Source organism: Cellulomonas fulva, from assembly GCF_018531375.1.
GTDB classification, from domain to species: Bacteria; Actinomycetota; Actinomycetes; order Actinomycetales; family Cellulomonadaceae; genus Cellulomonas; species Cellulomonas fulva.
Genome location: NZ_JAHBOH010000001.1, coordinates 729,166 through 750,376 on the forward strand (window position 1 = coordinate 729,166; position 21,211 = coordinate 750,376).

A 21,211-nucleotide genomic window follows, 5' to 3' on the forward strand; every position below is an offset into this window, starting at 1 on the left:
GCGGGGTCCGTACGCTGGCCCGGTGACCCCCGCCGACGCGCCAGCGTTCCGCACCGTCGCGGCCCGGCCGCACGAGCCGCTGCGCACCTTCCACGCGCGGCGCGCCGCGCTGGGCCGGGACCGGACCGACGCGCTGGAGCGCCTGTTCCCCCGGTACGGGTTCTCGGTGCACGACGAGGCCGCGCCCGCCCCCCGCGACGCGCACGGGCTGCTCGACGCCGCGGCGCTGTTCGGCCGCCGCGCTCCGCTGGTCCTGGAGATCGGCCCGGGCATGGGCGCCACGACGGCGGCGATGGCGGCGGCCGACCCGGACCGCGACTACCTGGCCGTCGAGGTCCACCTGCCGGGGCTGGCGAACCTGCTCGTGCTCGTCGAGCGCCTGGGCCTGACGAACCTGCGCGTGGCGCACGGCGACGCGCTCGAGCTCGTCCGCACCGCCGTCGCAGCCGACTCCCTGGACGCGGTGCACGCGTTCTTCCCCGACCCCTGGCCCAAGGCGCGGCACCACAAGCGCCGGCTGGTCCAGCCCGAGCACGTCGCGCTGCTGGTGTCTCGCCTGCGCCCCGGCGGCACCCTGCACGTCGCCACCGACTGGGCGCCGTACGCGGAGCAGATGGTCGAGGTGCTGGCCGCCGATCCCGGCCTGGTCAGCGACGGGCTCGTCGCCCGGCCCGCGCACCGGCCCGTCACCAAGTTCGAGCAGCGCGCCCTCGCCGAGGGCCGCGCGTCCCACGACATCGTCGCCCGGAGGCTGCCGTGACCGACCCCGCGACGGGCCCGTCGGCCGACCCCTCGCCCGCACCTCGGCGCACGTTCCGGCTGGGGATGGTGCCGGGCGCCAACCCGGGCCGCTGGGCACGCGTGTGGGCCGAGCGGATCCGGGACGTGCCGCTCGAGCTCGTCCCGGTCGCGGCGGCCGACGCCCAGGCAGCGCTGCGCGCCGGCGAGCTCGACGCCAGCCTGCTGCGGCTGCCCGTCGACCGCGACGGCCTCGACGTCATCCCGATGTACACCGAGGCGACGGTCGTCGTCGTGCCCAAGGACCACCTGTTCACGGCGGCCGACGAGATCGCGGCCTCGGACCTCGCCGACGAGACCGTCGTGGTGCCGGGCGACGACGTGCTGGGCTGGGCCGACGTCCCGGGCGAGCCGTTCGCGGGCGACGTCGCGACGACGAGCGACGCCGTCGACCTGGTCGCGGCGGGTCACGCGGTGCTCGTCGCGCCGCACTCGGTGGCGCGGCTGCACCTGCGACGCGGGCTCGCCACGCGGCCGGTGACGGACGCGCCCGGCTCGTCCGTCGGGCTCGCGTGGGTCACCGAGCGGCACGACGAGCTCACCGAGGAGCTCATCGGCATCGTCCGCGGCCGTACCGCGGCCTCGTCACGCGGTCGCGGCACGCCGGAGCCGCCGCGCGCGGGCGCCGGCTCGGGCACGCGCAGCGCGAGCACGGGCGGAGCGAGCAAGGGAACGGGCAAGAACAGCCCTGGCAAGAACAGCTCGGGCAAGAACAGCACTGGCAAGAACAGCACCGGCACGAGCAGGTCCGGCACGACGGCTCGTCGGCCGGGAGGGAAGGGCTCCGCCGGCAAGGGCAGCACCCGCGGCAAGCGGCGCTGACGCCGCGGGAAGGATCGAGCGCGCCGCGGTCCGGGGGCGGCTCAGTCGCCCGCGGTGCGCGCCTCCTCGGCACGCCGGTCGGCGTCCCGCGCGGCCAGGCGGCGCTCCTCGCGACGGACCTCCTCGAAGGTCTGCCGCTCCCGCTCGAGCCACTCCGGCGGCTCCTCGACGAGCGCGTTGATCTCGTCGGTGGTCAGCGGGTCGGTGATCCCCGCGCGGGCGAGCCCCGAGGTCGAGACGCGCAGGCGCGCGGCGACGACGTTGCGCGGGTGCGGCCCGTTGCGCCGCAGGTCCGTGAGCCACTGCGGGGGGTTGCGCTGGAGCTCCGCGAGCTCGTCCCGCGTGACCGTGCCGGTGCGGAACTCCTCGGGCGTCGCAGGCAGGTACACGTCGAGCTTCGCCGCTGCGGTGGACGGCTTCATCTCCTGCGTCTTCTTGGGCACGACCCCAGCCTAGGCGGTGCGCCGGGGCCCGCCCGCGCTCGCCGTGCGGGCCCGGCCGACCGGTGAGAGGGTTCAGCGACTCTTCCACGACCCGAAAGGACGCACCGTGGCTCTGTGGCTCGTGCTCATCATCGCCGGCCTGGTCCTGCTCGTGCTCGGCCTCGCCGGGCTCGGCCAGTTCTTCATCTACGTCGGTCTGATCGTCGCCGTCGTCGGCGTCGTCCTCGTCTTCGTCGGACGAGGCAACCGCCCCGTCGGCAGATAACCCCCGGCCCCCGCCCCCGCCCCCCGGTCCCCGCCCCCGGACCCCCCGACCCCCACCCCGAGAACGCCATCGCTCCGGCTCTAGAGGTTCAGAGCCGGAGCGATGGCGTTCTGGGTCTCGGGGTGACGACCGGTCCGGGCGGTGTCAGGCCGGGGGGACCGGCGGGGTGTGCCAGATGCGGTCGATGTAGTCCCGCATCGAGCGGTCCGAGGAGAAGAAGCCGCCGCGCGCCACGTTGAGCACCGCGGAGCGGGTCCACGCCTCGGGGTCCGCGTACGCCGCGTCGACCTTGGCCTGCGCGTCGACGTAGGCCTGGAAGTCCGCGAGCGCCAGGAAGCGGTCCTCGTTGAGCAGGTTGGACACGATCGGCTCGAAGACCGTCCGGTCCCCGCCGGAGAACGCGCCGGAGGCGATCAGGTCGAGCGCGTGCCGCAGGTCCACGTTCGTCTCGTAGTACGCCGACGGGTGGTAGCCGCGGTCCACGAGCTCGGCCACCTGCGGCTCGTCGAGCCCGAACAGGAAGAAGTTCTCGTCGCCGACGAGCTCGCGGATCTCGACGTTCGCGCCGTCGTCCGTCCCGATCGTCAGCGCGCCGTTGAGCATGAACTTCATGTTGCCCGTGCCCGACGCCTCCTTGCCCGCGAGCGAGATCTGCTCCGACAGGTCGGCCGCGGGGATCAGCGTCTCCGCGAGGGTGACGTTGTAGTTGGCCGGGAACGCGACCCGGAGCCGGCCCTCGAGCGCCGGGTCCTCGTTGATCGTCGCCCCGACCGCGTTGATGAGCCCGATGATCTGCTTGGCCATCACGTAGCCGGGCGCCGCCTTGGCGCCGAACGCGAACGTGCGCGGCGTGACGTCGCCGATCGCGAGCTTGCCGGTGGAGACCTTCTCGTACAGCGACACGATGTGCAGCAGCTTGAGGGTCTGGCGCTTGTACTCGTGCAGCCGCTTCACCATGACGTCGAACATCGTGTCCGGGTCGACCGTGATGCCGTCGCGGTGCGCCAGGACGTCGGCGATCCGCAGCTTGTTGGCGTGCTTGACCTCCCGGAACCGGCGCCGGAACTCGGCGTCGTCGGCCAGCGGCTCCAGCCCCCGGAGCTGGTCGAGGTCCGTGACCCAGCCGTCGCCGATCGCCTCGGTGACCAGCGTCGACAGGCCCGGGTTGGACAGCCGCAGGAAGCGTCGCGGGGTGACGCCGTTGGTGACGTTGGTGAACTTGTCCGGCCAGTACCCCGCGAAGTCGTCGAGCACCTTGTCCCGCAGCAGCTGGCTGTGCAGCGCCGCGACGCCGTTGACCTTGGTGCCCGCGACCGTGGCCAGGTAGGCCATGCGCACCGCGCGCACCGGGTACTCCGCGATGATCGACATGCGGCGCACGCGCAGCTCGTCGTCCGGGTACGCCTCGCGCAGCTCGGCCAGGAACTCGTCGTTGATGCGGTAGATGATCTCCAGGTGCCGCGGCAGCAGGCGGCCCAGCAGGTCCACCGGCCACACCTCGAGCGCCTCCGGCAGCAGGGTGTGGCACGTGTACGCGAAGCACCGCTGCGTGACCGACCAGGCGTCCGCCCAGTCCCACCCCTTCTCGTCGACGAGCACGCGCATGAGCTCCGGGACCGCGATCACCGGGTGGGTGTCGTTGAGCTGGAAGACGATGCGCTCGGGCAGGTCGTGAAGGTCGAAGTCCTCCGGGAGGACCTGGTCGACGAAGTCCTTGATCGAGCACGCGACGAAGAAGTACTGCTGCTGCAGCCGCAGCTCCTTGCCCTGCGGCGTGGAGTCCTCCGGGTACAGGACCTTGGAGATGTTCTCCGCGAACGTCTGGGCGCGCACGGCCTCGGCGTAGTCGCCGGCGTTGAAGATCTGGAGGTCGAACGCGCGGGTGGCCTGGGCGCTCCACAGGCGCAGCGTGTTCACGCGCCCGTTCTCGTAGCCCGGCACCATGTAGTTGTAGGGCACGCCCTGGACCGACCAGCCCGGCACCCACCGGCGCTTCACCACGCCGTCGTCGTCCTGGTACTGCTCGACGCTCCCGCCGAAGCTCACGGTGACCGCCGACTCGGGGTGCGGGAACTCCCACGGCGACCCCAGGCGCAGCCAGTCGTCGGGCTTCTCCACCTGCCAGCCGTCCACGAACGTCTGGCGGAAGATCCCGTACTCGTAGCGGATGCCGTAGCCGATGCACGGGACGTTCATGGTGGCGAGCGAGTCGATGAAGCACGCGGCCAGCCGGCCGAGGCCGCCGTTGCCCAGGCCGGGCTCGACCTCCTCCTCGCGCAGCTCGTCCAGGTCGATGCCCAGGCTCGCGAGGCCCTCGCGCACGATGTCCTGCAGGTCCGCGGCCAGCAGCGCGTTGTCGAGCTGGCGACCCAGCAGGAACTCCGCGGACAGGTACGCCACCGACTTGGCCTGCAGCTGGCCCTGGCGGCGCAGCGTGGAGAGCCAGCGGGTCATCAGGTAGTGGCGCACCGTGCGCGCCATCGCCAGGTACTTGTCGTTCGCGGAGGCCCGCGTCAGGTCCACGCCCTGGCCGAAGTTGAGCTCGCGCAGGAACTCCCGCACGAAGCCGTCCACGGTGTGCTCACGCGTCGCGATGGGGGGTGTCGTGTCTGCCGTCACCGGTCCACCGTAGCCAGATCGTGTGTACGGCGGATGACGTAAGTCCTTGCAAATCTTGCGTACGTGCTCGTATCGCCCCGCGAGTTCACCCGTTCGGGTGACCCGTTACCGCAGGAGCCTCAGGTCGACGGTGCCCAGGTCGAGCGTCGTCCCCGACGACGGTGTGGTGACGGAGCGGACAGCGGCGGGAAGCACGAGCCGGAACGGCACGTCACCCACCGAGGCCGGCAGGCCGAGCGTCCTCAGCCGGACGTGGGAGCCCCAGCCCCGCAGCGGGGGGACGACGAACTCGCCGGTGCTCTTCACCTGGATGGACTCGTGGCCGCGCGCACCCTCGGCCACGAGCAGGCCTCGGTAGGGTCGCCCGTCGAACGTCAGCCGGCCGGTGATCGCACCCGCGGGATCCGGCAGACGTGTCGCCAACGGCACCCCGGGCGCGACTCTCACCCACCGGTCGATCTGGCTGCCGGAGTCGGTGAAGCCCCTGACCTTGAGCCGCTGACGCCTGCCCGGGACGACGCTCTCGAGCACGTAGTAGCCCGAGCTCGAGGTCCGCGTGTACGCCGCGCCGTTCCCGTCCTGGGCCGGCCCGTAGATCCAGACCGAGGACGGCCGTCCTCCGCCGTTCTGCACCACGCCCGAGATCCGCACCGTCGCGCGCATCGGCTGGGGGGCCACCGTCGTCGTCCGCCCCGCCGTCACCACGACCTCGCGCTTCAGGTACGTGCGGGCGGTGAGGTCGTGCACGACGAGCGTGTACGTCCCGGGGACCGCGTGCAGGCTCCGGGAACCACCCGTCGAGCGCGTCACGTCGTCCGTCACCGTGCGGTTCGCCGAGTCCGCGAGCGCCATCTCGACCTGGTGATCGGCCGTCGCCGCGCCCGTGCTCACCGAGACGGCGCCCGTCCGTCGCACGTCCACGTCGTGCGTGGCGACCGTGTCGGCGGTGAGCTCGACCGTCTGCGGGACCGCACCGAGAGAGTCCGACGTCGCCGTCACCAGGTACGACCCGAGCGGGAGGATGCCGGGACCCACCCGGTAGCGACCCTTGCTGTCCGTCGTCACCCGCGCCCAGCCGCCGGCGGGGAAACCACCGATCCCCGCGATCGTCGACGCGCGCTCGAGGTCGACCGTGGCGCCCGGCACCGGGGTCCCTCCATGGCGCACCACGCCGGACACCTCACCCGACACGTCCCCCAGATCCGGCGTCACCGTCGTCCGCTCGCCCGGGCGCACCACCACCTCGCCCAGCTCGGTGCTCCAGGACGGGGTGGCCAGGGCGCCGGGCTCCTGCAGGGTGCTGACGGCCTTGACCGAGTACCGGCCCGGCACCAGGTCCCGCCAGGTCGTGGGGCCGTCGCCCTGGGCCACCTGGCTCCCGTCGGCGGCCATCAGCGCGATGCTGTCGTAGCGCGCGGCGTCGGTCCCCACCACCGCGACGGAGCCCGTGCGATCGAGCTCGAGCGCCAGCGTCCGGGGCCCGACGAGCGTCGGCAGCGGCTCGAGCATCTGCGAGGCGTAGGCGTGCGCACCGGACCGCCCGACGAAGACGGGGGCGAACCCGGCCAGCTCCCGGCCGCGCTCGCGGAAGTCGCCGACCACGTTGGCCGAGACGTAGAACGGAGCCGTCCCGGGTGCCCGGATCGCGTAGGCGCCGGTCTCCGCGTCGGACAGCACCGACTTCCGCACGCCCGTGCTGGGCTCCCAGTACGTGACCGTGACCCGGGCACCGCGACCGCCGACGGCGGGCAGCGGCCGGCCGTCGACCTTCACGACGCCGCTGATCGTGGCGACCGCCGCCTCGGCGGCGGTGCTCGGCACGACGCTCAGCGCCAGCGCCGCGGCGACGACGCCGACGAGCGCCGCTCGGACGCGGCTCCCACCGCGCGGCGCCTGCCGTGCAGGGGGGAGGGAGAGCGACGACATGGGTCGTTCCTACCAGGTCGGCGCGCGCCGCGGGACAGTGCCCAGCCCCGGGTGGTGCACGGCCTTGTCCATCACCCGATCGAGACCTCATGCGGGGGCACGGTGGGTCGATGTTCCGGGGGACCCGTCCCCTCCCGAAGGCCATCATGCCCAGCACCCGCTCCTGGCGCGCCCGGCTCAGCGCGCTCACCGGCGTCCTCGCCGTCCTCGCCGTCCTCGCGGCGACCCTGCTCGGCGGGTCGCTGCCCGCGAGCGCCGCCAACATCGCCCCGTTCACACCGGTGTTCTCGACGAACGCGCACGGCACGGTGCTCATGGCGGCCAACACGCTCATGACGTGCTCGACCACCTCCGGCACCGGGTCCGGGACCTGCGCCACGGCACGCGCGAGCAACGACGTGTCGCTCACCAGCACCGTGCGCAACAACAACTTCACGGGTGCGTTCGTCGACGTGCTGGCGGACGGCGCGACGACGTTCAACTCGTCGTCCGCCCGCCTCACCGTGCCGGACGACAGCTCGGTGCTGTTCGCGGCGCTCGTGTGGGGCGGTCGGACGTCGACGAGCAACGCGACGTCGAGCAACGCGGCCAAGCGCCAGACGGCGTACCTGAAGGTCGACAGCGACGCGGGCGAGGACGTCGCGGGCCGGGCTATCACGTCGACGTGGTTCGCCGAGACGAGCGCGACGCAGGGCTACCAGGCCTACCTCGACGTGACCGACGTCGTCACGGCCGCCGGCTCGGGCAGCTACACGGTCGGCAACGTCCAGTCGACCACCGGGACCGACAACACGTTCGCCGGGTGGTCGCTCGTCGTCGCGGTCTCCGACGCGACGCTGCCCATGCGCAACCTCAGCGTGTTCCGCGGGTTCTCGGAGATCCAGAACGCCGTCGGCAGCCGCGAGGTCGCGTTCGACGTCAGCGGCTTCCTGACGCCGCCGAGCGGCGCGGTGCGCACCACGCTCGGTGCCGTCACCTACGAGGGCGACCGCGGCTCGACCGGTGACCGGTTCACGCTCAACTCGACGGACCTCAGCGACGGGCTCAACCCGACCACGGACGTGTTCAACTCGACGATCAGCGACCGGGGCACGCGCGTGAGCGCCGGGCAGAACCCGGACTACGCGAACCAGCTCGGGTTCGACGCCGACCTGTTCGCGGCGGACGGCATCCTGCCGAACGGCGCGACGAGCGCGACCCTCAAGGCCACCACCTCGAGCGAGCAGTACTGGATCGGCCTCGTCACGTTCGCCACCGACCTGTACGAGCCGAACGTGCACGGCAACAAGTCCGTCACGCTCGTCGACCGCGACGCGAGCGCGACCACGACGGTGGGCGACGAGCTCACGTACAGCGTGATCGTCGAGAACACCGGGCTGGACGTCGCGTCCGGCACCGTGCTGTACGACGCGATCCCGACCGGCACGACGTACGTGCCGGGCTCGCTGAGCATCACGCGCGACCCGGTCATGGACGGGGACGAGGCGTCCGGCACGTACGTCCCGGACACGACCTGGGCCACCGGTGGCGCGATCCGCGCCGCCCTGGGCGACGTCCCGGTGTCGACCGGCACCACCCCGCGCTACGTCGTCGAGTTCACGGTCACGATCGACAGCGCGGTGCGCGCCGGCCAGGAGCTGCTCAACATCGCGCAGGTGACGTCGCGCGGCGCGACCACGCGGACCGTCACCGGCGCGGTGACCAACACGACGCTGAACGTGGTGCCCGTGGGCGGCGCGACGGGTGTGCCGACCGTCCGCGACCACACCGCGGTGCTGGTCCCGACTCCCACGGTCGCCTCGGCGACGGTCGACCTGCTCGCGGGCGCGTCCGAGACCGGCCTCACGGTCGTCGGGTCCACGATGCCCGCGCGCGGCACGCTCGTCGACGGCGGCGACGGCACGGTGAGCTACACGCCCGAGCCGGACTTCGCGGGACGCGACGCGTTCACCTACACGGTGCGCGACGCCGACGGCAACGCCGCCACGGGCACGGTCGTCATCGAGGTCGTCAACACCGCACCGACCGCCGTCGACGACCCCGTCGACCTGGACGTCGACGTCCCCGCCGCCACGGCGACCCCGGTCGCGGTGCTCGGCAACGACACCGACGCCAACGGGGACGCGCTGCGGGTGCGCAGCATCACCGTCGGCACGACGACCGTCACGTCCGGCCCGCTCACGACCGCCGCGGGCGGCACGGTGACGCTCACCGACGGCGCCGTGACCTACACCAAGCCGGCCGGCGGTCTCGCGGTCGGCGCGACCGACACGTTCGACTACGTCGTCGAGGACACCCGCGGCGGGTCGGATGCCGGGACGGTCACCGTCACGGGCCGGCAGATCAACTCGGCGCCGACGGCGGGCGACGACGAGGCCGACGCGCTCGTCGGCGGCGCCGCCGTCACCATCCCCGTGCTGGCGGACGACGTCGACCCCGACGCGGGCGACGCGCTCACGGTCACGGTCGAGTCCGGCCCCGCGCGCGGCAGCGTGACGGTGGTCGGCAACCAGCTCCGCTACACGCCGCCGGCGACGGGTGCGGGCGGCGAGGTGACGTTCACCTACCGGGTCACGGACGGGGCGGGCGCCTTCGACGTCGCGACGGTGACCGTCACGCTCGACGCGGCGCCGGTCGCGGCCGACGACACGGCCACGACGCCGTCGGCCACCGCGGTCGTCGTCGACGTGCTCGACGACGACACCGACCCGGACGGCGACGACCTGCGGGTCACCTCCGTCGGCACGCCGAGCCACGGCGCCGCGAGCGTCGTGACCGTCGACGGCCGGACCCAGGTCCGTTACACGCCCGCCACCGGCTTCGTCGGCGACGCGACGGTCACCTACACCGTGTCCGACGACCGCGGCGGCAGCGACACCGCGACCCTCACCGTGACGGTCGCCAACGCCGCGCCCGTCGCGAACGCCGACACGCGTGGCACGACGGTGGGCGCGACGCTCACCGGCGTCGACGTCCTGGCGAACGACACCGACGCGAACCTCACCGCGGGCTTCGGGGCGCAGGAGCTCTCCGTGACCGGCGCCACCGCCACCCACGGCACCGTGACCGTCGCGTCCGACGGCACGCTCACCGTCGTTCCCGACGCCGGGTACGTCGGCGACGTCGTCGTGACCTACACGATCAGCGACGGCGCGGGCGGCACCGCGACCGGCACCCTCACGGTGACGGTCACGAACACCGACCCTGTCGCCGTGCCGGACACGGCGACGACCGGCACGTCCCAGGCGGTGACGGTCGACGTCCTCGACAACGACACCGACGGGGACGAGGAGACCCTCACGATCGTCGCGGGCTCGCTCACCGCGCCGCGCGACCAGGACGACGTGGTGCGCGGCGAGGTCGCGGTCGTCGACGGCCGGGTGGTCTACACGCCACCCACGGGCTGGACCGGCACGGTCACGTTCGACTACGCCGCGACCGACGGCCACACGCAGGACGCCGCCACGGTCACGGTCACGGTCACGAACGCGGCGCCGACCGCGGACGGGACGGCAGCCGGCACCGCCACGGGCACCGCCGTGACGGTCGACGTGCTGACGTCCGCGTCCGACGAGAACTCGGCGTACCAGACGCTGACGGTCGTCGGCGCGACCGCGGACCACGGCGCGCAGGTCGTCGTGAACCCGGACGGGACCCTGACGGTGACGCCGGCCCCCGGTTTCGCCGGCGACGTCACGGTGAGCTACACCGTCTCCGACGGCACCGACACCGTGACGGCGACGCTCGTCGTGACCGTCGCCAACGCGGCGCCCGCCCCCGTCGACGACGAGGTGGTGACCGCACCCGGCGTCACCGCGCGCATCCCGCTGCTCACCAACGACACCGACGAGAACGGGGACCCGCTCACGGTCACCGGGGTCAGCGCGCCGCGCGACGCGTCCGGCGCCGTGCGCGGGACCGTCACGGTCGACGCGGACGGCGTCGCGACGTACGTGCCCGCGGCCGGGTTCACCGGGGTCGTCACGTTCACCTACACGGTCAGCGACGGCAGCACGACGAGCACGGCGACCGTGACCGTCGCGATCGGTGCGCAGGTCACGCCGACCGACGGCCGCGTCACGACACCCAACGACACCGCGGTCGTCGTGGACGTCACCGGACCAGACGAGACCGTCGTCGGTGTCGAGGAGCCCGAGCACGGGACGGTCGAGGTCGTCGACGGGACGCTCGTCTACACGCCCGACCCGGGCTTCGTCGGCGAGGTGGTCCTCGAGTACGAGGTCGAGGACGGCGACGGCAACCGCGAGACCCGCACCGTCACCATCGTCGTGACCGACCCGTCGGACACGACGCCCACGCCGACGCCCACCCCCACCCCGGACCCCACGACGGACCCGACCCCGACGCCGGACCCCACCACGGACCCGACGCCGGACCCGACGGGCGACCCGACGCAGGAGCCCACCGCGGAGGCGTCGCCCACGCCGGAGACCGGCGACGGCGACGACCTCGCCGTCACCGGCAGCGAGGCGGGCGCGCTGGCCGGCCTGGCCGTCCTGCTCGTCGTCGCGGGGGCAGCGCTGGCCCTGGCGGTCCGCCGCCGGGCCTGACGGACAGGGCGGCGGCACGCCTCACGCGTGCCGCCGCCCTGGCCCGGCGTGGGTGTGGCGTGGTGTGGTTCCCGAACGACGAAGGCCTCTGGCCGGCGTTCCCGCCTGGTCAGAGGCCTTCTTCTGTGCGCCCGAAGGGACTCGAACCCCCAACCTTCTGATCCGTAGTCAGATGCTCTATCCATTGAGCTACGGGCGCGCGGTCCCAGCAGGACCGGGGTAGACGATACAGGTCGGCCCGCCGTGTGCCCAAACCGGATCGACGTGACGGTGCGCACGCCGGCGATCTCGGGTGCGCACGGGCGACGCCGCGCGAGACGATGGGCGCATGAGCAGCCCGACGCTGGACCGACTGACCGCCGACCTCACCACCGCCATGAAGGCGCGCGACACCGACCGCACGAGCATCCTGCGCCAGGTGATCGGCGCCGTCCGTGCCGAGGAGAAGGCCGGCCCCGAGGTCAAGGAGCTCACCGAGGACGACGTCCTCGCAGTGCTGGCCCGGGAGGTCAAGAAGCGCCGCGAGAGCGCGCAGATCTACGCGCAGGCCGGCGCCGACGACCGCGCGGGCGTGGAGACCTCGGAGGCGGACACCATCGAGACCTACCTGCCGGCGCGGCTGTCCGACGACGAGCTGCAGTCCCTGGTCACCGCCGTGGTCGCCGACCTCGGCGCCACGTCCATGAAGGACATGGGCGCGGTGATGAAGGAGGCCACGGCGCGCGCGGGCCTCTCGGCGGACGGCAAGAAGCTGAGCGCCCTGGTCCGCACCACCCTCGCGAGCTGACCACCCAGCCCGCTGCTTCAGTGAACGCGTGGTTGTGCGACACGCCGCATCGGACACGGCGTGTCGCACAACCACCGCTTCACTGAACCGAGCCACTGCGGTGGATGCAGGGAGTCGGGGTCAGCGGCGGATGGTCACCGCCGGGCTGGTGCGGGTGAGCGAGGTGTAGCCCGGCTGGGTGCCCGTGACGCGGACCGTGAGGCGCTTGCCCGCGTACGCCGTGCCGGGCGTGAACGACGAGTACGTGGCGTTCGCGATGCGGCGGCCGTCGGCGTACCAGGCGTAGGTGAACCGGGTGCCCGGGGTCCAGGAGCCGCGGGTGGCGGTGAGCCGCTTGCCCACCTTCGCGGTGCCGGTGACCTTCGGGCGGGGGCCGACGAGCGTGCCCTTCGCGACCGCCTTCGACGGCGCGGAGGTCCGGGCGACGGTGGCGTACCCAGGACGCGAGCCGGTGACGCGCACCGTGATCCGCTTGCCCGCCTGGGCCGCCTTCGGGGTGAAGGACGACCACGTCGCGCCGGGGATCGCCACGCCGTTCGCGGACCACTGGTACCGCAGGGCGACCGGCGCCGGCCCCCAGGAGCCGGTGCGCACCGTGAGCCTGGCGCCCACCTTCGCGGTCCCGACGAGGCTCGGCGTCACCGCCCGCAGGCGCCCGGCGGCCACCGGCGGGGTGGCCGACGAGGTCCGCGCGGCCGCCGTGTGCCCCGCGAGCGACCCGGTCACCCGCACCGTGATCCTCTTGCCCAGCTGGGCCGGCGCGAGGGTCAGGGTCGGGGACGTGGCGCCCGTGATCCGAGTGCCGTTCGCGAACCAGGAGAACGCGAGCGTCGTGCCCGGCGTCCAGGTCCCCGTGACGGCCCGCAGGGTCGAGCCGACCGCGGCGGTGCCGCTGATCGTCGGCGTCGGGGCACCCGGCACCGCCGGCGGGGTCACCGCGACGAACGTGCGCACCGCGGAGCGGTCCACGCCGCCGAAGGGACCCGTGGTCTGCACGTACCAGCCGTGCTCGCCGGCCGGCACGTCACGCCAGACCGCGGTGACCGTGGTGCCGCTGGGCACGTCGTCGATCGAGGCGATGACCTTGGAGGTCAGCACGTCGGCGCGGAACGAGTCCGTGGCGAGCGTCTTGGTCGTCGACGCGAGCCCGACGGCCGCGTAGGGGATCTCGAACTCCTGCATCCCGGCGGGGCTGTTGAGCGACGCGTCGTCGGAGTCGAAGTCGTCGAGCGACGGCGAGTACGTGCGCACGACGACGCGCTCGCCCTGGTTGTCGAAGTGCAGGAGCCGCAGGTAGCCGAGGCCACCCTCGGGCAGGCCCTGGTAGTCGAAGAGCATCGAGTAGACCGTGCGGTCGGCGGTGCCGTCGCCGTCGTCGTCGAACTCGTCGGTGCGCGTGTAGGCGTCGTGGTAGTGCCCGGAGCTCACCGCGAACACGTTCGGGTTGGTCGCCACGACCTCGTCCATGATGCGCTGCGGGATCGGGCCGAGCCCGCCCGTCGTCAGCATGAACTCGTGCAGGTTGATCCAGACCTTGCGCTCGGGGTACCGCGCGATGACGTCGTTCATCCAGTCGATCTGCTCGTCGCCCGGGCCCCAGCCCATGGACAGCAGGAGCAGGTCGACGCCGTTCGCGCTCACCAGGTCGTAGTGGCCCCGGTTGTCCTGGAGCTGGCCGCCGTACCAGGGGTTGTCCTGGAAGCGCGCGGCGCCGAAGTACTTCGAGTACTCGGTGTAGTCCTCGTCCGCGTGCCCCACGTCGTGGTTGCCGGCCAGGACGCCGTACGGCAGCCCGGCCTCGTCGAGCTTCGCGTACGCGGCGTCCGCACGCTCCCACTGGGCCTGCTCGCTCGACACGTTGACGATGTCGCCGGTGTGGATCAGGTACTGCAGGTTCAGCGGGTCGCGCTGCTCGAGCAGGAAGTCGTGGATCGCGAGCTGGTGCGGGTAGAAGCCCGGCGTCTCGTTGTAGTACTGCGTGTCGGACTCCCACGCGATCGTGAAGTCGTACTGGTCACGCGGCGTCGCGTCCGGGTGGTACGGCGTGACGTCCGACGAGCGCGTCGAGCGCACGTCGCCCGCGAAGCCCTCCGAGTGCTGCACCAGCACGGTGACCTTGCCGTCGGTCACGTGTCCCCCGACGGGGACCAGGGCGTCGAGCGTGAAGTCCGTCGCGCCGCCCTCGGTCGTCAGGTGGCGGTCGACCTCCTCCCAGCCGTCCGCGCCGCGCACGTACATCAGCACCTTGGCGTCGGCGTTCGCCGAGCCCGCCCAGGCCACGCGCACCTGCGCGTCGTCGCCCGCGTCCGCGGGCACCTCGACCGTGAACAGCTGGTACGGGAAGGCCGTGTCCGACGAGACCTCGCTCGCGATGCCGTCGGTCCCGACGACCTTCGCGAGCTCGTCGGCGTCCAGCACGGTGGGCTCGAGGTCCTCGCCCGCGGCCACACCGGTGGTGCCCGACGAGACCGTCACGGTCTCGTCGTCGGCCGCGAACGCGTGCCCCTCGCGGAACTGGACGTCGAGCTCGTCGTCCTGCGGGCTCGTCGGCGTGGCCTGCAGGACCACGTCGCCGGGCGCGAGCGTCGCGTCGTCGCCGGGCTCGACGAGCTCGGCGGCGGGCTGCTCGTCGGGCGTGCCGAACGTGATCGAGCGGCGCGTGGTGTTGCCCAGCGCGTCGGTGGCGACGAGCTCGACGACGTGGTCACCGGTCTCGAGCTCGAGCGACGAGGTCGCGTGCGGCAGGGTCACCGGCTCGCCGTCGAGCGTGGCGGTCAGGCTCCGCACGCCCGAGCCCGCGTCCGTGGCGTCCGCGTCGACCGTGAGGTCGCCCCGGTAGAGGCGGCCGTCGACCAGCGGCGTCGTCACCTCCGGCGCGGTGTTGTCGACGACGACCGTGCGCGTGACGCTCGTCGTCCCTTCTCCCACGGCCACCGCGGCCGTGACCGTGTGCTCGCCGTCCGCGACCGCGGTCGTGTCCCACACGTGCGCGAGCGAGGTGAACGCGTCGTCGGGCAGCGTGAACGTCGCCGTGATGTAGACCAGCGACGCGTCCTTGAAGCCGATGCTCGCGGCCGGGTCCGGGCAGGCGATCGCGTGGTACTCGTTGCCGGCCGCCTCGCCCGCGACGCCGCAGGAGGTGGGCCGCAGCACGCGGCCGTCCGGCAGGGCCAGGCGCATGTTCTTCGCGGAGAAGTCGTCGTTGTTCTCGTTCACGTCCGGCTCGGGCCAGGCCTTGGTGCCGGCGTAGATGCCGACCGTGAGCTCCTGGCCACGCAGCACCTGCTCGACCGGGACGTCGGCCGTGACCGTCACGGTCCGGGCGTAGAAGCCCTCGTCGAAGACCGTCAGGACCTGGTCGCCCAGCTTCACGCCGTTGCGGAAGAACGCGTCGGTGTTCGTCGCCTCGAACGCGAAGACCGGCGCCCGCTCGAGCGACGGGACCAGGTCGGTGACCGGCTCGTCGTCGATCGCGACCGTCAGGTCGGCCGGGTCGTCGTCGGTGGTCGCCGCGACCCGGTGCTCGCCGCCCACGTACTGACCGTCGGTGACGTCCAGGCGCAGCGCGTCCGTGTCGCCCTCGCGCAGGTCGACGCGCACCGGGCCGAACGTGGTGGTGTGCGTGCCGTCCGTGGCGCGGACCGAGTACTCGACCCACTCCTTGCCGAACAGGTCGACCTCGGGGATCGCGTACGCGTACCGGTGCGGCGCCGCGGCCTGCAGCAGGTGCGTGGCCGGCTCGTCGACATCGGTGTCCACCGTCAGCGCGACCGTGCGGACCTGGTGGTCGTCGGTCACGTCCAGCAGCAGCTCGAGCGCGCCCGACCCCTCCGGCGACTCCGTGCCGCCGGTGAGGTCCGTGACCACGGGGGCGTGCGTGTCCTCCGGCGTCGCGACGAGGCCGGCAGGCACCTGCGTGGCGCTCACGCGGCCCGGCGTCGGGGCGGCCAGTCCGACGAGCGTCTGCTCGTGCCCGGTCGGGTCCGCCGGCGCCCACAGGTGCTCGCCCGCCTCCGGGTTCCAGGCGTACTGGATCGCCGTGGTCGGCGTCGTCTGCGCGTCGGTGAACCAGTACGCCCGGCTCACCGACTCGCCCGTGTTGGTCTGCACCTCGATGCCGCGCGGCCCGCCGTTGGCCATGCCGCCGGACCGGATCTCGACCAGCTGGTCGCCGCTCAGGTGCGTGCCGTACTCGGCGTTGAAGTCCGCCGCGGTCAGCGCGTCGTTGGCGCCGTTCTTGATCCAGAGCACCAACGTGCCGCCCGCCGGGATCACCGGGTCCGTGGGCGTGGCCGGCCACAGCGCCGAGCTCGTCTCGATCGCGTTGGCGTCGACGTACAGGTAGTCGATCGTGAAGTCGTCGAAGTCGACCGGGGCGTCGGAGGCGTTGTAGACCTCGATGAACTCGTACGCGTCCGCCCCGGCGAGGTTGTCCGTGTCCGGCGCGATCTCCGTGACCTGCAGGATCGGCGCGTCGAGGTCCGGGTCGGTCGTCGGCGGGTCCGTGGGCTCGGTGGTCGGTTCGGTCGTGGGCTCCCCGGTCGGCTCGGTCGTGGGCTCGGTCGTCGGCTCGACGCTGGGCTCGCCGGTCGGCTCGGTGGTGGGCTCACCGGTCGGCTCGGTGGTGGGCTCGGTCGTCGGCTCCGGGTCCGGCGCCGCCTGCCCGACCTGCGCGGGGACGACGACGCCCGGGGTCGGGGCCTGCTGCTGCGCGAAGACCGGCTGGACCGCCGAGCCCTCGTCGGGCACGCCGAACAGGACCGGCAGGTCGACGCCCTTGTCCGCCGCGGTCCAGGTCACCTGCGCGATGTCGCTGGTGACGCCCTCGACGGTGCGGCGCAGCCACATCGTCGTGCCGCCGTTGTTGAGGCCGTCCTGGCCGGTCAGCCGGACCAGCGTGTACTCGTCCGTGACGCCCTTGCCGGCGTAGAACGCGCGGAAGTCGTCGTCGCTCAGCGCGGCCGTGCCGCTGTACCCGCTGTTGTACGCCCAGAGCACCACGGTCCCGTGGGCGGGCACCGTCGTGCCGGCCGGGTAGCTCAGCACCTTCTCCGTGGAGCCGCTGCGGTAGACCACCGAGTACCCGTCGGCCGTCAGGTCGATCGCGGCGCCGGTGGTGTTGTGCACCTCGACGTACTCCCACGCGTCGGAGCTGGTGCCCGCGGCGGTGGTGCGGTTGGAGGAGTCGACGTTGATCTCGGTGATCAGCAGGGCGGGCGGCGCGGCCACGGCGCTGGCCGGAGCCGCCAGGGTGAGGCCGGTGCCGACGAGTGCGGCGGCGACGAGTGCGGCGACGTGCCGCGAGGTGCGCGAGGGCATGGGGGAGCGCTCCAGGGATCGGGGGTGGTCCGCGCAGACCTTCCCGTTCCCAGGTGAACGCATCCCAGCGCACGCGCGACGCGCAGGTGACAAGTTGTCACGCCTCGACGAGAGCGCCGTCCGAGGGACGCGGGCCCGTCGGCGCTCCGGCTCGATCGGGCGCCGCCCACGATCCTAGAACGGCGAGACGTCCGTGATCTCCGAGGAGGCGGGCGCCTCGATCTCGATGTCCTGGCCCCAGCCCGAGTACGACACCGTCATCCGCCGACCGAGGATCTCCATCTCGACCCGGTACAGCGACCCGTCGTCGGTGATCCAGTACGTGTAGACGAGCGAGTCCGGCAGTCTCGTCTCCGCGACAAGCTGGTCCGGTTCGATCAGCGACGTGTCGATCGCGACGTCGTAGGCGCGGACGAGAGCGCCGTCGATGGTGAGGGTCTCGTCGCGCGCGGTCACGGAGGAGATGGCGTCGCCGAGGCCGGTCATGGTGCCCGAGGGGTCGAAGTCCCGACCGAACCCGGCGAACGGGTTCTCCGGGTCGTCCTCCTGGTACGCGACGTACTTGTCCTGCGTCATGGCGCCGCCGTTGACGTAGGTGACGCCGTCGACCATCAGCATCTCGAGCGTCCGGATGTTCTGTCCCGCCACGGTGAGACGCGCGTTCGGCGTCGAGCCGGTGTACTCCATGTCGCCCTCGAGCTCGACTCCGGCCATCTCGTTGGTCATCGAGAAGTGGACGCTCCCGGCCTCGATCATCCGGCTCGTGACGATGTCGACGATGGTGTCGGCGGTGATCTGGACGCTCGCGGTCGTCGGCTCGGTCGTCGGCTCGTCCGCCGGATCCGCCGTGGGCGACGAGGTGGTCGACGCGTTCGGTGTCGCGATCGACGACGTCGGCGCCGCTGACCCGGCACCCGAACCGCACCCGGTCAGCACCGTGACGGCCAGTGTCGTCAAGCACACGACGGTCAGGACACGCATGGCAGGCATCGTGCGGTCTCCCCTGGGGATCGATCCGGTGGCGCGGTCCGGCTCCGGCGCTCGTGGACCGAGCAGTCGAGTCCCCATCGGCACGTCGCGGCACGGACCTTCGGGCGCGTGCGCCGTTCACCCGGTTGCGCGTCTCCGGGGAGTGCACGGTGCCGACGTGTCGACGGCGGATCGCTGGCGGAGACGGTGGGATTTGAACCCACGGAAGGGTTGACCCCTTCACGGCCTTAGCAGGGCCGCGCACTAGACCTGGCTATGCGACGTCTCCAAGTGCGGACAGGGTACCCGGGCGGGTCGTCGTGCAGCAAAACCCGTCCGACGAGGGCGCGCTCAGCGGTCGAAGCCCCACGTCCGGTCGGTGAGCATGCGGGCCACGGCCAGCCCGATCGACAGCGCGATCACGACGAGCCCTGCCTGCACGCCGTAGACCAGCGCCTGCAGGGTGTCGCCGTCGGACAGGTAGAAGATCGCGCGGTAGGCCAGCACGCCGGGGACCATGATGACGACGGCGGGCACGGCGACGGTCACGCGTGGGACGTCCAGCCGGGGTGCCAGGTACGCGGCGAGGACGCCGACGACGAGCGCGGCGCACGCGGCCGCGGCCTGCGTCACCATCCCGTGGTCGACGAGCAGCAGGCGACCGACGTTGGCGACCATGCCGACCGCCGCCGCGAGCGTGGCCATCCGCCACGGGCTGTTGAACATCAGCGCGAACCCGAGCACGCCGACGAAGCTCGCGAGCAGGCGCAGCGCCAGGAGCACGGCCGGATCGAGGTCCGGCTTGGGCGGCGGGTCCGGCTGGAGGCCGACGATGCTCGAGACCGCCCAGACCGCGAGCGCCGCGGACGTCAGGATCATGAGCGCGTAGGTGAGCCGGGAGACGCCCGCGGAGAAGTCGAGCCGCGCGAGGTCGAGCGCGCCCGTGACCAGAGCGAACCCGGGGATGAGGAACAGCACCGCGGAGACGTAGCCCGCCTCGTGCCGCGTCTCGATCGCGCCGAGCTCGTGCAGCAGCGTGACCAGCGCGAGGTAGCTGAAGCACGCGGTGGTCGCCGCGAGCATCGTGACGCCGAACTGGTTGTAGCCGCGGTGCAGCAGGAATCGGCGCACCAGCTGGCCCAGGCCCGCGGCGACGAACACGCCGCCGACCTCGACCACGCCCCCGTTGTTGAGGAACGCGAACGCGGCACAGGCCAGGGCGGACCACAGCGCGTTGAGCAGCGCCGGGTACAGCGGCGGCTTGGTGGCGATCGCCGCGGTCTCGTCGAGCACCTCCGCGACGGGGACCGGCTCGCCCGTCTCGTCGTGCCGCCGTTCGAACCGGGTGACCATGCGCTCGACGAGCGCCAGCCGGTCCGCGTTGACCCCGACCGCGCGCACCTCCGCGACCTCCGTGCGGAACGACCGCCCGCGGTGCGACGTCGCCGTGATCTCCGTGAGGGTCACGTGCGCCTCGTGCCGGTCGACGCCCATCGCCCGGGCGATCCGCGCCATCGACGCCTTGACGCGGTAGGAGCCGGTGCCGCCGGACAGGCTGAGGCGGCCGACCTGGAGGGCGGCGCCGGACCGACGGATGAGGTCGAGCTCGTCGTCGTCCGGGTAGCTGGCCTGCGGTGGGTGCACGCGACCATCTTGGCGTGCCGCCGCGCGCGGGGCTGGGCCGATCGGACTACGTGCGGCTCACGTCGCCGTCGACGTACTGCCAGCCCTCGCGCCCGCGCAGGAAGCGGCTCACCTCGCGCAGCGAGCCGCGACCGCCGGGACCACGGTGGAATGCCTCGAACTCCACGGTCCCTGCGGCGTCCAGCAGGCCGCCGGCGCTCGTCGCGAGCACGTCGAGGCGGTACCAGTGCAGGTCGGGGTCCAGCGCCAGCTCGGACGGCCGCGTCGAGGGGTGCCACGTGCGGCGCAGGTAAGCCGGGTCCCCGACGGCGAACGCGCTGAACCGCGAGCGCATGAGCTGCTCGGCCGTCGCCGCGGCCCGCGCGCCGCGGTGCAGCGGCGCGCAGCACTCGTCGTACGGCAGACCGGTGCAGCACGGGCAGCGCGTCGGGGTCACGGCCCCAGTATCGACGTCGGGTCCCGCACGCCGGGGACGACGAGGCCACGGTGGCCGGTCGCGGCGCGCGGTGGCGAGTCGCGGCACGCGGCGGGCTGCCGCAGGATCGTGCGATGACCTCGTCGTCCGGCTTCCGCCCGCCCGGTCCGCTGGGCCGCGGCGCCCGCGGGGTGGCGCTCGCCTTCCTCGTCTCCGGCACCGTGCACCTGGTGCGGCCGCGGGTGTTCGAGCCGATCGTGCCGCGCGCGCTGCCGGCACGGCCCGTGGTGCTGTGGTCCGGCGTCGCCGAGCTCGCGTGCGCGGTCGGCATGCTGACGCCCCGGACGCGCCGGCCCGCCGGGCTCGTGAGCGCCGCGCTGCTGGTCGTCGTCTTCCCGGCGAACGTGCAGATGGCCGTCGACTCCGTCGGCGCGGCGCGGCGACGGCCGACCCGCGGCCGCCTGGCGCGGGCGGGGATCACGGTCGCCCGGCTGCCGCTGCAGTGGCCGCTGGTGCGGTGGGCAGCGGGCGCGGGGCGCTGACGCCGGCCGGTCCCTGCTGACGCAAGGTCCTGTGCCCCGGGCAGCCGTTCCGCTGTGAGCCTATTGAGTTGACCACCCGGGGCGCCCGGGA

General features: G+C 73.0%; 13 protein-coding genes and 2 tRNA genes. 6 read left to right on the forward strand and 9 right to left on the reverse strand.

The window, feature by feature from the left end; genetic code table 11:
* The first annotated feature begins 22 nt into the window (after window positions 1–22).
* Together trmB and KIN34_RS03220 are read left to right on the forward strand one after the other, a co-directional pair.
* Window positions 23–760: a tRNA (guanosine(46)-N7)-methyltransferase TrmB gene (gene trmB, locus KIN34_RS03215; protein WP_214346587.1), complete on the forward strand. Its 738-nt coding sequence runs from the start codon at window positions 23–25 to the stop codon at window positions 758–760.
* Window positions 757–1,620, forward strand: a complete 864-nt coding sequence (locus tag KIN34_RS03220) for a LysR substrate-binding domain-containing protein (RefSeq protein WP_214346589.1) — start codon at window positions 757–759, stop codon at window positions 1,618–1,620. Before trmB ends, KIN34_RS03220 begins: the two co-directional genes overlap by 4 nt.
* A gap of 41 nt (window positions 1,621–1,661) precedes the next feature.
* On the opposite strand, the gene KIN34_RS03225 is transcribed toward KIN34_RS03220, so the two are convergent.
* Complete coding sequence (locus tag KIN34_RS03225) at window positions 1,662–2,042, reverse strand: DUF5997 family protein (protein ID WP_214351731.1); 381 nt, start codon at window positions 2,040–2,042, stop codon at window positions 1,662–1,664.
* A 127-nt stretch (window positions 2,043–2,169) separates the two neighbouring features.
* On the opposite strand from KIN34_RS03225, the gene KIN34_RS03230 reads away from it, so the two are divergent.
* A complete protein-coding gene (locus KIN34_RS03230; protein ID WP_214346591.1) occupies window positions 2,170–2,328 on the forward strand; it encodes a hypothetical protein in 159 nt (52 codons plus the stop codon).
* A gap of 144 nt (window positions 2,329–2,472) precedes the next feature.
* On the opposite strand, the gene KIN34_RS03235 is transcribed toward KIN34_RS03230, so the two are convergent.
* Window positions 2,473–4,947, reverse strand: coding sequence for a glycogen/starch/alpha-glucan phosphorylase (locus KIN34_RS03235; RefSeq protein ID WP_214346593.1), 2,475 nt, complete (start codon window positions 4,945–4,947; stop codon window positions 2,473–2,475).
* A 105-nt stretch (window positions 4,948–5,052) separates the two neighbouring features.
* On the reverse strand, window positions 5,053–6,873 hold the full coding sequence (locus KIN34_RS03240) for an MSCRAMM family protein (protein ID WP_214346595.1): 1,821 nt from the start codon (window positions 6,871–6,873) through the stop codon (window positions 5,053–5,055).
* A 146-nt stretch (window positions 6,874–7,019) separates the two neighbouring features.
* Between KIN34_RS03240 and KIN34_RS03245 the strand changes: the two genes are divergently transcribed.
* Window positions 7,020–11,444: a beta strand repeat-containing protein gene (locus KIN34_RS03245; protein ID WP_214346598.1), complete on the forward strand. Its 4,425-nt coding sequence runs from the start codon at window positions 7,020–7,022 to the stop codon at window positions 11,442–11,444.
* Window positions 11,445–11,570: 126 nt separating this feature from the next.
* Here the strand turns inward: KIN34_RS03245 and KIN34_RS03250 are convergent.
* A tRNA-Arg gene (locus KIN34_RS03250) sits at window positions 11,571–11,643 on the reverse strand.
* A gap of 129 nt (window positions 11,644–11,772) precedes the next feature.
* Here KIN34_RS03250 and KIN34_RS03255 point away from each other — a divergent pair.
* A complete protein-coding gene (locus tag KIN34_RS03255; RefSeq protein WP_214346601.1) occupies window positions 11,773–12,231 on the forward strand; it encodes a GatB/YqeY domain-containing protein in 459 nt (152 codons plus the stop codon).
* A gap of 120 nt (window positions 12,232–12,351) precedes the next feature.
* Here the strand turns inward: KIN34_RS03255 and KIN34_RS03260 are convergent, their stop codons facing one another.
* The 5 genes from KIN34_RS03260 to KIN34_RS03280 all read right to left on the reverse strand — a co-directional run bounded on the left by KIN34_RS03260 (window position 12,352) and on the right by KIN34_RS03280 (window position 20,599).
* Window positions 12,352–17,550 carry a lamin tail domain-containing protein gene (locus tag KIN34_RS03260; RefSeq protein WP_214346604.1) on the reverse strand — a complete coding sequence of 1,733 codons (5,199 nt, stop codon included), beginning with the start codon at window positions 17,548–17,550 and terminating at the stop codon, window positions 12,352–12,354.
* Window positions 17,551–17,724: 174 nt separating this feature from the next.
* Window positions 17,725–18,531, reverse strand: a complete 807-nt coding sequence (locus tag KIN34_RS03265; protein ID WP_214346607.1) for an LppX_LprAFG lipoprotein — start codon at window positions 18,529–18,531, stop codon at window positions 17,725–17,727.
* Window positions 18,532–18,715: 184 nt separating this feature from the next.
* A tRNA-Ser gene (locus KIN34_RS03270) sits at window positions 18,716–18,808 on the reverse strand.
* Between the two features lie 62 nt (window positions 18,809–18,870).
* On the reverse strand, window positions 18,871–20,163 hold the full coding sequence (locus KIN34_RS03275) for a threonine/serine exporter family protein (RefSeq protein WP_214346610.1): 1,293 nt from the start codon (window positions 20,161–20,163) through the stop codon (window positions 18,871–18,873).
* Between the two features lie 46 nt (window positions 20,164–20,209).
* Window positions 20,210–20,599, reverse strand: a complete 390-nt coding sequence (locus tag KIN34_RS03280; RefSeq protein ID WP_214346613.1) for a YchJ family protein — start codon at window positions 20,597–20,599, stop codon at window positions 20,210–20,212.
* Between the two features lie 113 nt (window positions 20,600–20,712).
* Here KIN34_RS03280 and KIN34_RS03285 point away from each other — a divergent pair, with 113 nt between their 5' ends.
* Window positions 20,713–21,120 carry a DoxX family protein gene (locus tag KIN34_RS03285; RefSeq protein ID WP_214346616.1) on the forward strand — a complete coding sequence of 136 codons (408 nt, stop codon included), beginning with the start codon at window positions 20,713–20,715 and terminating at the stop codon, window positions 21,118–21,120.
* Window positions 21,121–21,211: the final 91 nt, after the last annotated feature.

What these genes read in the sequence shown, in the direction of transcription:
- KIN34_RS03225 (WP_214351731.1), bottom strand. Translation starts at nt 2,042, where the DNA reads ATGAAGCCGTCCACCGCAGCGGCGAAGCTCGACGTGTACCTGCCTGCG.
- KIN34_RS03245 (WP_214346598.1), top strand. Translation starts at nt 7,020, where the DNA reads ATGCCCAGCACCCGCTCCTGGCGCGCCCGGCTCAGCGCGCTCACCGGC.
- KIN34_RS03240 (WP_214346595.1), bottom strand. Translation starts at nt 6,873, where the DNA reads ATGTCGTCGCTCTCCCTCCCCCCTGCACGGCAGGCGCCGCGCGGTGGG.
- KIN34_RS03265 (WP_214346607.1), bottom strand. Translation starts at nt 18,531, where the DNA reads ATGCGTGTCCTGACCGTCGTGTGCTTGACGACACTGGCCGTCACGGTG.
- KIN34_RS03285 (WP_214346616.1), top strand. Translation starts at nt 20,713, where the DNA reads ATGACCTCGTCGTCCGGCTTCCGCCCGCCCGGTCCGCTGGGCCGCGGC.
- KIN34_RS03255 (WP_214346601.1), top strand. Translation starts at nt 11,773, where the DNA reads ATGAGCAGCCCGACGCTGGACCGACTGACCGCCGACCTCACCACCGCC.
- KIN34_RS03260 (WP_214346604.1), bottom strand. Translation starts at nt 17,550, where the DNA reads ATGCCCTCGCGCACCTCGCGGCACGTCGCCGCACTCGTCGCCGCCGCA.